We start from the raw sequence: 11,515 nt of genomic DNA, 5'->3' as shown, positions 1-11,515 counted from the left end.
TAGGTGGTGTAAAAGTGAATCCAGAATGTCAGAATCCTGACGGGTCATGTGCGCATTGCTGATAATGGCGCAGCGGCAGATTTCAGGCTCTGACTCACGCCGGAGCGTAGTGACTGATGCATTCATTCTGTTAACCGCCTGAACGGCGGCCTCCTGTATGGTAGCGGATTGTTGGTCGTTTGCTCCCCGTAAACCGGCTTGCTTTCGCCATCTCACGGTGTGGTATGCAGTTCATTCAGGAAGGCAGGATCGTATAGCCTGTGTCAAAGTCATACACCGCAAACGGATAGCGGTCGCGAAGGTAAATTTTACGGCCTTCCGGCTCATCGGTCGGCTCATCAATGACGGCGAGTGACATAAACTCGTTACCCTGAATGCCGCCGGGACCGCTGAACACGCCGTAGCTGTAGAGGTAGTCAGCAAGGTCGCAGAACTGCGACGGGGTAAGCGCCTTATCCTCACTTTCTGAGACGCCTTCAAGCCGACAACCCGCATCAGAAACGGCGCGCTCGGTGATGTTATAAATCTGCGCTTGCTCCTCGTCTGTGAGTTCTCGGGCGAGGCTGAAGGCAATGGAATCGCAAACCAGTCCGGCGAATCCTTCATGTGAGGTGGTCATCGCATCTGCAATGTCTCTGACAGTCATTTTCATTTCATTCACTCCCACTGCGTACATTCGTCGGATTCCGCCAGGTAATGCATCCGGGCGGTATTCAGCGCACCGTCAAAAGAGACAGGGCCATTATCGGGCCAGCAGTGTGCGCACAGGTGCATCAGGTCGGTCAGAAGGTCTGTGACGACAGTGTCAGCGGGTTCAGTGCTGTCTGCGGAGCCCGTCATATCCGCGAAATGCAACAGTACGGATGCCGCCAGGTGGATGCGCCGGGCGTTATCGTTATCCGCTTCTGCGGCTTCTGCCCGTGCTGACAGGATCAGAAGGTCAGTCATGGTGAACGGTTCTTCAGAAGGTAAAGCGGTCTCTGTGGTGCAGGTTTTGGAACGCATAGTCATATCCTCTGCGGAGGTTTAGCACACGGTCTGTTGCCGGGTTGGGCAACGTTATGAGGCCGGTTTTTCCCGGCCCCGTTGCCCATCAGGCACAGATTTTCCGGTTATAAATCACCTTAAAATCGGTGTATTCAGGACCGTCACGCAGCGGCTCAAGCCGCACCACGTTCTCCGCGACGCCGTTCATTGTCAGCACGCGCTCGATGCCCGTGTGCCAGTCTTCCGCCGCGTTCAGCGGGATCCAGAGGTTGCTGTTAATCCCGCTCAGCAGCGGATCGGCGCAGACGTGCATGCCGCGACCGTGGCGGGTTTTTTCGCTGACCGTGACGATCAGTTCACCGCGCACCTGACGCGTGAACGATGCGCGGACCAGCTGCGTCACCACGTCGTCCCAGCACCACTCCGCGTCATCCGGCACGGGCAGTTCGACGCAGCGGAGCGACCTGCACCCCGCGCGCGCCATACCCTGTGCCAGTCCCAGCACGGAGGGTTCGCGGCTCGCCGCGTGTGCGCCGGTGATCCAGTTGCCGTGGTGAAAAAACGCTTCGTCGCCGTTGTCCAGGCGGATAAAGGTGTATTCGCCCAGCACGCGGAGAATGTCGTTCTGCGTTACGGCTGGCGGCGTCGCGGACAGGTTCAGGGGGGTAGCGGTGTTCATGCCTGCACCTCCAGCTGCTGACGTACCGCGCGCATGAAATGCGGCCACTGATTGAAAGTCATTTTCGGTACGCGAACGCCACGTCCGCTGTTGAAAGCTTTTACAAATGCAGCAGCCTTTGCGAGGATTTGCGGGTCAAAAATCATATTACTCTCCTAAGTGTCTGGTCTTTGATAAGGCAGCCAGCCCCAACTGGCCGCCGTGGAATAAGCAGGGGCAACCCTGCTTTTTTTACGCCTGTACGTTGCCGCGCTGTTCCAGCTCACTGGTCAGCCACTGGCCCGCCTTAAACCAGGCCCTTTCCCCCGGAAGCCCGAAGTGCGCCAGCGCGATTTGCCCTGCCCGCTGCCAGGCCCCGAACACCGCCGCGGGCATCAGCACAGAGTTGTCCGGCACCGCTGCCACAGCCGTCCGGGCGGCATCGCGCAGAATGGCCGCCATTGACTCCTGACGCTCTGCAAGGGTCATGGTGATGGTGTTCAGCGCGGTCAGCGCTGACAGGTACGCATCCAGCGACACCTGACGCACACCCTGACTGTTGATGTAACGACGCAGCCAGTAGCCCGCATCGTGTTCAAAATTAAACGCGCGCCAGATCAGCCCGCCCGCCGGCTCCCGGACAACCAGTCGAAAATGACTGCCCTGATCGTCTTCAATAAAAACGTTGCTGAAAGCGGCCGTTACGGATACCGCCTGCGCGCGCGTAAACGGTCCGTCGCCCAGCGCGGCCACGCTGTGCAGCTCAGGTAGGGTGCTGCCCGGGATTGAGGTCATGTTGTGCTCCTGTCAGAAATGAGTGATCCGGCTGACCGCCGCGCGGTGCCCGAAAAGCCCTTCTCTGACGCGGGTTTCTTCTTTCCGGTCTGGCCTTTCGCGGCAAAGGGCAAAGGAGCAACGACGAAGTGAGGGCATAAAGGGGCGACGACAAAAAGTTTTTGCGGCCCCTGGCGAAAAGTTTTTGGCGGCGTGCACTTCACCCCTTTCTGCCTGAACCGGCGGTGCTACGACCAGCCCTCCGCGCAAGGGCTGGCCGGAATGCAGGGAAGCGTCAGAAGGGAAGTTTCAGTCCGCCCCGCGGACTGACCTTAAAGTCCCGGCGACAGGCCGGGACGGTGAACGCGACGGCGCAGCCGTCTGCAGCCGTTGACCCTGGACATCAGCCCGAAACCGCTCGCGGACGAAACCCGCAGGGGTTCGGTGGCGCTTGGCGGCTTTGCCGCTTAGCGACATAGGGCTCGACGACCCGGCTTGCCGGGGAGCCGAAGGGGGCCCCGGCTTTTGCTGTTGCTGTTGCTGTTGCTGTTGCTGTTGCTGTTGCTGTTAATGCGACTTTTCCGGCGGCAGGCTGAAACAGCTGAACAGAGAACTGACGACTCTAAATCCATTAAACGCGTGAAGGGTATCAGCGGCCTGGCGGGGATGGCCGGTGCGCCAGCACCGGCTTTTCCCGGACCGCAGGGTGTCGGTGTTGCTGTTCAGATGCTGGCTGAAAATCCAAAAAAAACCGCGCCAGGTGGCGCGGTCTGCGGGTATCAGTTGCCGGGATTATTTGCCCGGTCGTTCCTCTGCAGGAGCGGCCAGCACGCCCGGGTGCAGGTGTACGCCTGAAACGTCCGTATTGGCACGCGCCTTGTGCAGATCGCAGGCGGCCTGCATGGATAACCAGAGACGCGCCGCAATACCCAGCCCCGCCTCCAGCCGCACCGCCATTTCCGGACTGACAGAAGCCTTACCGCTGGCGACTTTGCTCAGCGCCGAAGCGGACACACCCAGCTCTTTCGCCAGCACGCGCAGGCCAATATTATTGTCTTCAATATACTCGGTGATCAGGCCGCCCGGATGCGGGGGATTAAACATGCCCATCAGTGGTAATCCTCCAGATTAAGAATATAAGCATCACCATCCGTGAATTCGAAAGTGATGCGCCAGTTAGCCCTGACCGTGATGGAAAAAAGGTTTTTCCTGTCGCCTTTCAGGGGATGAAAACGAAAGCCCGGGTAGTTTTTGAATTCATCGGTAGAAATCGCCTCATCAATGACCAGCAGGCGTAGCCGGATGCGTTCAGCGTCCTTAGCCTGCACGCCGCTGATATCGCCTTTTTCAAACAGCTTCTGTAATCCCTTGTGCTTCCAGCTTTTAATCACTTTTCGGCTCCGCGTTTCCCGTCGAGAAACAGTATATCATATGTTTCCTGTCGAGAAACACATACTGTTGCCATTTTTTCTGTGTCCGCAGAAAGGACGTTGCGGGCCGTCAGTTTGTTTGGCACCACCCAGCGATTCATCACATGCTGATCGGGGTTCATATGCTGCGCGCGTCGATAAATTTCTCCGGCCACGTCGCAGGCCGCATCCGGAGCGTATGGCAGCAGGGTTTCAAGCCCCGTCAGCGACGGAAACCGGCGCGACCAGGTCGCGATCATGTTCCTGAGGTCATATTCCGGAACGCAGTCGCGCCAGGCCTCAAACCATTCGCGCAGCGTCTCCGGCGTGCGGAACGCCAGCTCTGTTTCTGCCTGCCGGATGCGGTTCTCCAGCTGGCGTGCACGGTAATCCTCCGACTGCCTTTCGCGCCGCTGCGCGTGGCCTGCCCGCTTCTGCGCCGCATGCGCGGCGCGCTCAGATCGCCTGAATACAGCTTCCGGAAACAGGGTTGCGGCAAGCTCTCCCGGCAGCGGCAGCGGACAGACTTCGCCCGCCGTGCTGAGAAAGATATCCAGGGCGCTTTCCCATTCCGGCAGCGGCGCGCGTTTTACGCGCGGGCGCAGATAAATACCCCGGATGCGGTTCAGAGCCTGGACACTGATGCGGCTTCCGCCGCTCAGCTGCTTCATAAACGCCGCCGCGTAAGGGTGACGCGCCAGCCGGGCTCCCCGCTGCTGTGCCCGCTTCACGGCTGCAATCGCCTGCAGCGCGGCCTGCCGTTCCGGCAGCAGAGGCACCAGTGCCTGTGAAGTCGGGATCATGCGGCGTGCCCTCCCATCCGCATCGCGGCGACAAGCTCACCGGCGCCGGTGAAGCCCGCCCGCGTGTACTCAGCGATTTTTGCAAGTATCACCTGCAGCGCCGCGGGTTCGAGCCGATCGCTGACGTACAGGCGCAGGCGGCAGCGGGTGCGGGTGTCTGCGACGACTGCACACCATACCGGCGAGCAGCCTGACGGGCTGACCAGCTCGACGGCCAGCCCGGCGGCATCCGCGCGGGTCAGCCGCAGGTGTACCGGATACACCCCGCCCCACTCGCCCCGCATTTCACAGTCCATGCGCCAGCTGTCAGGCAACTGCAGCGCGCTATGCACCAGGCCGCACATATGCAGCCGTGCGGCTTCGCCTTGCCCGCTAAGTTCTTCCAGGTCGCAGCCTGAGAAGGCCTGCAGCGTGCTGAGTGTAAATTTTTCTTCTCGGTTCATAGTATTCAGCTCTGTCTCGGGTCGGATCCGGCCCGTTTATCGGGCCGGTGCGGTATCCGGCAGGGTCACCCCTGCCAGCCGTGCCGGGTTTACTCCGGCTTGTACGCCATCAGGCGCACTACACGCACCCCGGTTTCCGCAAACATGCCCTCCATCGGTTCGGACCAGCTGCAGTCCCATCCCGGCAGCAGGTTTTTGCGGTCGCTGCCTGCGGGCAGAATGGCTGCCAGACGTCCGCCGGCCTTCACCAGCGCCGCCGCCGCGTTCAGGTGCGCCACGGCGCGACCTTCGCTGAAAGGCGGATTCATCACCACCACGTCAAAGCGCTGCGGCGTCGTTTGCGCCCACGCCAGAAAATCAGCTTCGATCACGTTGTGGCCTTTGGCCTCCAGCACGCGGCAGTGCAGCGGCGAAACCTCGACGCAGGTCGTCTGCGCCTTCGGCATCAGGTCGGCTAAGCCGCCCATGCCCGCGCTCGGCTCCAGGCAGGTTTCCCCCTCCCGGATGTCCGCCTCGTCAAGCAGCTGCGCGGCGAGTTTGCCCGTGGTCGGGTAAAACTGATGTGTTTTCTGCTCAGGCAGCGCGCCGGTAAGCTGAATATCTTCAAGCGCCGTGGTCGGGTCGTAATCGAATTCAAACCAGGTAAAAGCGTTAATATTCATTTTCACGCCGCCCAGGCTCAGCAGCACTTTTTCCGCTTCCGCGCGTGCGGCCTTATCTTCATCCGAATAACCCTTAATGCGGCGGTTAAAAGGGTTTGTAGTGACCGGCGGGCGCGGTTCTTCCCAGCGGCTGCGCTTTAAAGGTTCGGTGCGTTCTGTCTCCAGATCACCGAGTACGCTCAGGACAGAAAAAGGCAGCAGATTCGAATGCAGATCAAAACTTTTTACCTTTGTGCGCGGCTTCTGACGGTGCTCCGCAGGGATAGCCGCCGGATGCAGGAAAGCCAGAATGTCATTAAGACGCCAGGCCATGTCCGGATGGATCTCCAGATGGATAGTGCCTTTCATAAAGGCTTTGACGCGCAGCGCGCCGCCGTCGATGGCAACCCACTCCCCTGAACGGTCGCGCGCAATTTTCAGAATTTTATTGGTGGTGTTCAGGCCGGTCGCATCGCGGCCCATGAACTTAGCGATCACCTTGCGCAGGTCGTCCACATAGCCGGTGCGGTCGTAGTTGCACATGCCCCACTGATCGAACATGCATTCAATGATCATCCGCTTGCTGAAACCTTCCGGGCGGTTGGTCACGTGGCTGCGAGACAGGCTGCGGAAAATGCCGTCAACGCGCTCGGAGAAAAATTTCTGACGAGAGAAAAGCAGCTCGGAAAGCGTCGCACGCACCGCATTTTCCTCAAAATCTGGCGCTTTCATCTCGCGGATCTGTTCGTTCCACTCGTTGCGGCGCTCGTTGGGCATGTACTCGTAAACGTCGGTCAGGCTCAGCGCCTTCTGCCAGAAGTCAGCATTCAGCGACGCAACCGCTCCGGGCAGGTCGAACAGCTTTCCTACCGGGGGCACGTGATAACCCCGTTCCCGGTGCAGGTTGCCGCTCAGAAAATATGCGACAGCTTCGCTGTTCACACCGCTGCGGATAGTGGCAGAAATATCCGCTAACTTCGTGCGCATAAGGCGGTAACTGCCCAGCAGCCCGTCAATCAGATCGGTATCTGCAGGCGCAAAAAATGTATCCGTGATGACATCGCCGGCGGCGGTGATCGGTGCGCGATCGGTGGTCGCATCAGGGGTGACGTTTACGAGGGTGTTTTGCATGGCATAGCTCCTTAAATCCGGCTGAGTAGTGCAGCGCGTGCTGCGGAACCGACAAAGGCCTTCTCTGACGCGGGTTTTCTCTTTCCGGTCTGGCCTTTCGCGGCAGGGGCAAAGGAGCAACGACGAAGTGAAGGCATAAAGGGGCGACGACAAAAAGTTTTTGACGCCCCTGGCAAAAAGTTTTTGGCGGCGTGCATTTCACCCCTTTATGCCTGAACCGGCGGTGCTACGACCAGCCCTCCGCGCAAGGGCTGGCCGGAATGCAGGGAAGCGTCAGAAGGGAAGTTTCAGTCCGCCCCGCGGACTGACCTTAAAGTCCCGGCGACAGGCCGGGACGGTGAACGCGACGGCGCAGCCGTCTGCAGCCGTTGACCCTGGACATCAGCCCGAAACCGCTCGCGGACGAAACCCGCAGGGGTTCGGTGGCGCTTGGCGGCTTTGCCGCTTAGCGACATAGGGCTCGACGACCCGGCTTGCCGGGGAGCCGAAGGGGGCCCCGGCTTTTGCTGTTGCTGTTGCTGTTGCTGTTGCTGTTGCTGTTGCTGTTAATGCGACTTTTCCGGCGGCAGGCTGAAACAGCTGAACAGAGAACTGACGACTCTAAATCCATTAAACGCGTGAAGGGTATCAGCGGCCTGGCGGGGATGGCCGGTGCGCCAGCACCGGCTTTTCCCGGACCGCAGGGTGTCGGTGTTGCTGTTCAGATGCTGGCTGAAAATCCAAAAAAAACCGCGCCAGGTGGCGCGGTCTGCGGGTATCAGTTGCCGGGATTATTTGCCCGGTCGTTCCTCTGCAGGAGCGGCCAGCACGCCCGGGTGCAGGTGTACGCCTGAAACGTCCGTATTGGCACGCGCCTTGTGCAGATCGCAGGCGGCCTGCATGGATAACCAGAGACGCGCCGCAATACCCAGCCCCGCCTCCAGCCGCACCGCCATTTCCGGACTGACAGAAGCCTTACCGCTGGCGACTTTGCTCAGCGCCGAAGCGGACACACCCAGCTCTTTCGCCAGCACGCGCAGGCCAATATTATTGTCTTCAATATACTCGGTGATCAGGCCGCCCGGATGCGGGGGATTAAACATGCCCATCAGTGGTAATCCTCCAGATTAAGAATATAAGCATCACCATCCGTGAATTCGAAAGTGATGCGCCAGTTAGCCCTGACCGTGATGGAAAAAAGGTTTTTCCTGTCGCCTTTCAGGGGATGAAAACGAAAGCCCGGGTAGTTTTTGAATTCATCGGTAGAAATCGCCTCATCAATGACCAGCAGGCGTAGCCGGATGCGTTCAGCGTCCTTAGCCTGCACGCCGCTGATATCGCCTTTTTCAAACAGCTTCTGTAATCCCTTGTGCTTCCAGCTTTTAATCACTTTTCGGCTCCGCGTTTCCCGTCGAGAAACAGTATATCATATGTTTCCTGTCGAGAAACACATACTGTTGCCATTTTTTCTGTGTCCGCAGAAAGGACGTTGCGGGCCGTCAGTTTGTTTGGCACCACCCAGCGATTCATCACATGCTGATCGGGGTTCATATGCTGCGCGCGTCGATAAATTTCTCCGGCCACGTCGCAGGCCGCATCCGGAGCGTATGGCAGCAGGGTTTCAAGCCCCGTCAGCGACGGAAACCGGCGCGACCAGGTCGCGATCATGTTCCTGAGGTCATATTCCGGAACGCAGTCGCGCCAGGCCTCAAACCATTCGCGCAGCGTCTCCGGCGTGCGGAACGCCAGCTCTGTTTCTGCCTGCCGGATGCGGTTCTCCAGCTGGCGTGCACGGTAATCCTCCGACTGCCTTTCGCGCCGCTGCGCGTGGCCTGCCCGCTTCTGCGCCGCATGCGCGGCGCGCTCAGATCGCCTGAATACAGCTTCCGGAAACAGGGTTGCGGCAAGCTCTCCCGGCAGCGGCAGCGGACAGACTTCGCCCGCCGTGCTGAGAAAGATATCCAGGGCGCTTTCCCATTCCGGCAGCGGCGCGCGTTTTACGCGCGGGCGCAGATAAATACCCCGGATGCGGTTCAGAGCCTGGACACTGATGCGGCTTCCGCCGCTCAGCTGCTTCATAAACGCCGCCGCGTAAGGGTGACGCGCCAGCCGGGCTCCCCGCTGCTGTGCCCGCTTCACGGCTGCAATCGCCTGCAGCGCGGCCTGCCGTTCCGGCAGCAGAGGCACCAGTGCCTGTGAAGTCGGGATCATGCGGCGTGCCCTCCCATCCGCATCGCGGCGACAAGCTCACCGGCGCCGGTGAAGCCCGCCCGCGTGTACTCAGCGATTTTTGCAAGTATCACCTGCAGCGCCGCGGGTTCGAGCCGATCGCTGACGTACAGGCGCAGGCGGCAGCGGGTGCGGGTGTCTGCGACGACTGCACACCATACCGGCGAGCAGCCTGACGGGCTGACCAGCTCGACGGCCAGCCCGGCGGCATCCGCGCGGGTCAGCCGCAGGTGTACCGGATACACCCCGCCCCACTCGCCCCGCATTTCACAGTCCATGCGCCAGCTGTCAGGCAACTGCAGCGCGCTATGCACCAGGCCGCACATATGCAGCCGTGCGGCTTCGCCTTGCCCGCTAAGTTCTTCCAGGTCGCAGCCTGAGAAGGCCTGCAGCGTGCTGAGTGTAAATTTTTCTTCTCGGTTCATAGTATTCAGCTCTGTCTCGGGTCGGATCCGGCCCGTTTATCGGGCCGGTGCGGTATCCGGCAGGGTCACCCCTGCCAGCCGTGCCGGGTTTACTCCGGCTTGTACGCCATCAGGCGCACTACACGCACCCCGGTTTCCGCAAACATGCCCTCCATCGGTTCGGACCAGCTGCAGTCCCATCCCGGCAGCAGGTTTTTGCGGTCGCTGCCTGCGGGCAGAATGGCTGCCAGACGTCCGCCGGCCTTCACCAGCGCCGCCGCCGCGTTCAGGTGCGCCACGGCGCGACCTTCGCTGAAAGGCGGATTCATCACCACCACGTCAAAGCGCTGCGGCGTCGTTTGCGCCCACGCCAGAAAATCAGCTTCGATCACGTTGTGGCCTTTGGCCTCCAGCACGCGGCAGTGCAGCGGCGAAACCTCGACGCAGGTCGTCTGCGCCTTCGGCATCAGGTCGGCTAAGCCGCCCATGCCCGCGCTCGGCTCCAGGCAGGTTTCCCCCTCCCGGATGTCCGCCTCGTCAAGCAGCTGCGCGGCGAGTTTGCCCGTGGTCGGGTAAAACTGATGTGTTTTCTGCTCAGGCAGCGCGCCGGTAAGCTGAATATCTTCAAGCGCCGTGGTCGGGTCGTAATCGAATTCAAACCAGGTAAAAGCGTTAATATTCATTTTCACGCCGCCCAGGCTCAGCAGCACTTTTTCCGCTTCCGCGCGTGCGGCCTTATCTTCATCCGAATAACCCTTAATGCGGCGGTTAAAAGGGTTTGTAGTGACCGGCGGGCGCGGTTCTTCCCAGCGGCTGCGCTTTAAAGGTTCGGTGCGTTCTGTCTCCAGATCACCGAGTACGCTCAGGACAGAAAAAGGCAGCAGATTCGAATGCAGATCAAAACTTTTTACCTTTGTGCGCGGCTTCTGACGGTGCTCCGCAGGGATAGCCGCCGGATGCAGGAAAGCCAGAATGTCATTAAGACGCCAGGCCATGTCCGGATGGATCTCCAGATGGATAGTGCCTTTCATAAAGGCTTTGACGCGCAGCGCGCCGCCGTCGATGGCAACCCACTCCCCTGAACGGTCGCGCGCAATTTTCAGAATTTTATTGGTGGTGTTCAGGCCGGTCGCATCGCGGCCCATGAACTTAGCGATCACCTTGCGCAGGTCGTCCACATAGCCGGTGCGGTCGTAGTTGCACATGCCCCACTGATCGAACATGCATTCAATGATCATCCGCTTGCTGAAACCTTCCGGGCGGTTGGTCACGTGGCTGCGAGACAGGCTGCGGAAAATGCCGTCAACGCGCTCGGAGAAAAATTTCTGACGAGAGAAAAGCAGCTCGGAAAGCGTCGCACGCACCGCATTTTCCTCAAAATCTGGCGCTTTCATCTCGCGGATCTGTTCGTTCCACTCGTTGCGGCGCTCGTTGGGCATGTACTCGTAAACGTCGGTCAGGCTCAGCGCCTTCTGCCAGAAGTCAGCATTCAGCGACGCAACCGCTCCGGGCAGGTCGAACAGCTTTCCTACCGGGGGCACGTGATAACCCCGTTCCCGGTGCAGGTTGCCGCTCAGAAAATATGCGACAGCTTCGCTGTTCACACCGCTGCGGATAGTGGCAGAAATATCCGCTAACTTCGTGCGCATAAGGCGGTAACTGCCCAGCAGCCCGTCAATCAGATCGGTATCTGCAGGCGCAAAAAATGTATCCGTGATGACATCGCCGGCGGCGGTGATCGGTGCGCGATCGGTGGTCGCATCAGGGGTGACGTTTACGAGGGTGTTTTGCATGGCATAGCTCCTTAAATCCGGCTGAGTAGTGCAGCGCGTGCTGCGGAACCGACAAAGGCCTTCTCTGACGCGGGTTTTCTCTTTCCGGTCTGGCCTTTCGCGGCAGGGGCAAAGGAGCAACGACGAAGTGAAGGCATAAAGGGGCGACGACAAAAAGTTTTTGACGCCCCTGGCAAAAAGTTTTTGGCGGCGTGCATTTCACCCCTTTATGCCTGAACCGGCGGTGCTACGACCAGCCCTCCGCGCAAGGGCTGGCCGGAATGC

14 protein-coding genes and 1 pseudogene are annotated in these 11,515 nt (G+C 59.9%); all 15 read right to left on the bottom strand.

Annotation, left to right across the window (positions count from 1 at the left end; translation table 11 throughout):
• Positions 1–235: 235 nt before the first annotated feature.
• The 15 genes and pseudogenes from QMM04_RS17290 to QMM04_RS17220 all read right to left on the bottom strand — a co-directional run bounded on the left by QMM04_RS17290 (position 236) and on the right by QMM04_RS17220 (position 11,251).
• A complete protein-coding gene (locus QMM04_RS17290; protein WP_282996605.1) occupies positions 236–652 on the bottom strand; it encodes a hypothetical protein in 417 nt (138 codons plus the stop codon).
• Positions 653–657: 5 nt separating this feature from the next.
• The gene (locus tag QMM04_RS17285; protein WP_282996604.1) at positions 658–1,005 is read right to left on the bottom strand and encodes a hypothetical protein; all 348 of its coding nucleotides are present in this window, start codon (positions 1,003–1,005) and stop codon (positions 658–660) included.
• Between the two features lie 88 nt (positions 1,006–1,093).
• Positions 1,094–1,666 (bottom strand): hypothetical protein, encoded by a 573-nt coding sequence (locus QMM04_RS17280; protein WP_282996603.1) that lies wholly within the window; start codon positions 1,664–1,666, stop codon positions 1,094–1,096.
• On the bottom strand, positions 1,663–1,812 hold the full coding sequence (locus QMM04_RS17275; protein WP_282996602.1) for a succinate dehydrogenase flavoprotein subunit: 150 nt from the start codon (positions 1,810–1,812) through the stop codon (positions 1,663–1,665). Before QMM04_RS17275 ends, QMM04_RS17280 begins: the two co-directional genes overlap by 4 nt.
• A gap of 376 nt (positions 1,813–2,188) precedes the next feature.
• A pseudogene (locus QMM04_RS17270) lies at positions 2,189–2,440 on the bottom strand (DUF905 family protein); the annotation flags it as partial.
• Positions 2,441–3,211: 771 nt separating this feature from the next.
• A complete protein-coding gene (locus tag QMM04_RS17265; RefSeq protein WP_021507955.1) occupies positions 3,212–3,529 on the bottom strand; it encodes a HigA family addiction module antitoxin in 318 nt (105 codons plus the stop codon).
• Positions 3,529–3,810 carry a type II toxin-antitoxin system RelE/ParE family toxin gene (locus QMM04_RS17260; RefSeq protein WP_021507956.1) on the bottom strand — a complete coding sequence of 94 codons (282 nt, stop codon included), beginning with the start codon at positions 3,808–3,810 and terminating at the stop codon, positions 3,529–3,531. The genes QMM04_RS17265 and QMM04_RS17260 overlap by 1 nt, the downstream gene beginning before the upstream one ends.
• The gene (locus QMM04_RS17255; protein ID WP_282996601.1) at positions 3,807–4,631 is read right to left on the bottom strand and encodes a plasmid SOS inhibition protein A; all 825 of its coding nucleotides are present in this window, start codon (positions 4,629–4,631) and stop codon (positions 3,807–3,809) included. The genes QMM04_RS17260 and QMM04_RS17255 overlap by 4 nt, the downstream gene beginning before the upstream one ends.
• On the bottom strand, positions 4,628–5,074 hold the full coding sequence (locus tag QMM04_RS17250; protein WP_282996600.1) for a conjugation system SOS inhibitor PsiB family protein: 447 nt from the start codon (positions 5,072–5,074) through the stop codon (positions 4,628–4,630). Before QMM04_RS17250 ends, QMM04_RS17255 begins: the two co-directional genes overlap by 4 nt.
• An 89-nt stretch (positions 5,075–5,163) precedes the next feature.
• Entirely contained in the window at positions 5,164–6,846 is a 1,683-nt protein-coding gene (locus QMM04_RS17245; RefSeq protein ID WP_282996598.1) for a DUF4942 domain-containing protein, read from the bottom strand.
• 770 nt (positions 6,847–7,616) lie between these two features.
• Positions 7,617–7,934 (bottom strand): HigA family addiction module antitoxin, encoded by a 318-nt coding sequence (locus QMM04_RS17240; RefSeq protein ID WP_021507955.1) that lies wholly within the window; start codon positions 7,932–7,934, stop codon positions 7,617–7,619.
• Positions 7,934–8,215, bottom strand: a complete 282-nt coding sequence (locus tag QMM04_RS17235; RefSeq protein WP_021507956.1) for a type II toxin-antitoxin system RelE/ParE family toxin — start codon at positions 8,213–8,215, stop codon at positions 7,934–7,936. Before QMM04_RS17235 ends, QMM04_RS17240 begins: the two co-directional genes overlap by 1 nt.
• On the bottom strand, positions 8,212–9,036 hold the full coding sequence (locus tag QMM04_RS17230) for a plasmid SOS inhibition protein A (protein WP_282996601.1): 825 nt from the start codon (positions 9,034–9,036) through the stop codon (positions 8,212–8,214). Before QMM04_RS17230 ends, QMM04_RS17235 begins: the two co-directional genes overlap by 4 nt.
• Positions 9,033–9,479 carry a conjugation system SOS inhibitor PsiB family protein gene (locus QMM04_RS17225; protein WP_282996600.1) on the bottom strand — a complete coding sequence of 149 codons (447 nt, stop codon included), beginning with the start codon at positions 9,477–9,479 and terminating at the stop codon, positions 9,033–9,035. The genes QMM04_RS17230 and QMM04_RS17225 overlap by 4 nt, the downstream gene beginning before the upstream one ends.
• An 89-nt stretch (positions 9,480–9,568) precedes the next feature.
• Complete coding sequence (locus QMM04_RS17220) at positions 9,569–11,251, bottom strand: DUF4942 domain-containing protein (protein ID WP_282996598.1); 1,683 nt, start codon at positions 11,249–11,251, stop codon at positions 9,569–9,571.
• Positions 11,252–11,515 lie beyond the last annotated feature (264 nt).

The sequence above is a fragment of the Pantoea sp. Pa-EAmG genome, from assembly GCF_030024295.1.
In the GTDB taxonomy this organism is placed as follows: domain Bacteria; phylum Pseudomonadota; class Gammaproteobacteria; order Enterobacterales; family Enterobacteriaceae; genus Pantoea; species Pantoea dispersa.
This window is presented reverse-complemented; position numbering and strand designations above follow the sequence as displayed.

Bases quoted from the DNA above. Each gene is read 5' to 3' on its own strand.
- QMM04_RS17285 (WP_282996604.1), bottom strand. From the start codon at position 1,005: ATGCGTTCCAAAACCTGCACCACAGAGACCGCTTTACCTTCTGAAGAA.
- QMM04_RS17275 (WP_282996602.1), bottom strand. From the start codon at position 1,812: ATGATTTTTGACCCGCAAATCCTCGCAAAGGCTGCTGCATTTGTAAAA.
- QMM04_RS17225 (WP_282996600.1), bottom strand. From the start codon at position 9,479: ATGAACCGAGAAGAAAAATTTACACTCAGCACGCTGCAGGCCTTCTCA.
- QMM04_RS17230 (WP_282996601.1), bottom strand. From the start codon at position 9,036: ATGATCCCGACTTCACAGGCACTGGTGCCTCTGCTGCCGGAACGGCAG.
- QMM04_RS17240 (WP_021507955.1), bottom strand. From the start codon at position 7,934: ATGGGCATGTTTAATCCCCCGCATCCGGGCGGCCTGATCACCGAGTAT.
- QMM04_RS17250 (WP_282996600.1), bottom strand. From the start codon at position 5,074: ATGAACCGAGAAGAAAAATTTACACTCAGCACGCTGCAGGCCTTCTCA.
- QMM04_RS17290 (WP_282996605.1), bottom strand. From the start codon at position 652: ATGAAAATGACTGTCAGAGACATTGCAGATGCGATGACCACCTCACAT.
- QMM04_RS17220 (WP_282996598.1), bottom strand. From the start codon at position 11,251: ATGCAAAACACCCTCGTAAACGTCACCCCTGATGCGACCACCGATCGC.
- QMM04_RS17245 (WP_282996598.1), bottom strand. From the start codon at position 6,846: ATGCAAAACACCCTCGTAAACGTCACCCCTGATGCGACCACCGATCGC.
- QMM04_RS17265 (WP_021507955.1), bottom strand. From the start codon at position 3,529: ATGGGCATGTTTAATCCCCCGCATCCGGGCGGCCTGATCACCGAGTAT.
- QMM04_RS17280 (WP_282996603.1), bottom strand. From the start codon at position 1,666: ATGAACACCGCTACCCCCCTGAACCTGTCCGCGACGCCGCCAGCCGTA.
- QMM04_RS17255 (WP_282996601.1), bottom strand. From the start codon at position 4,631: ATGATCCCGACTTCACAGGCACTGGTGCCTCTGCTGCCGGAACGGCAG.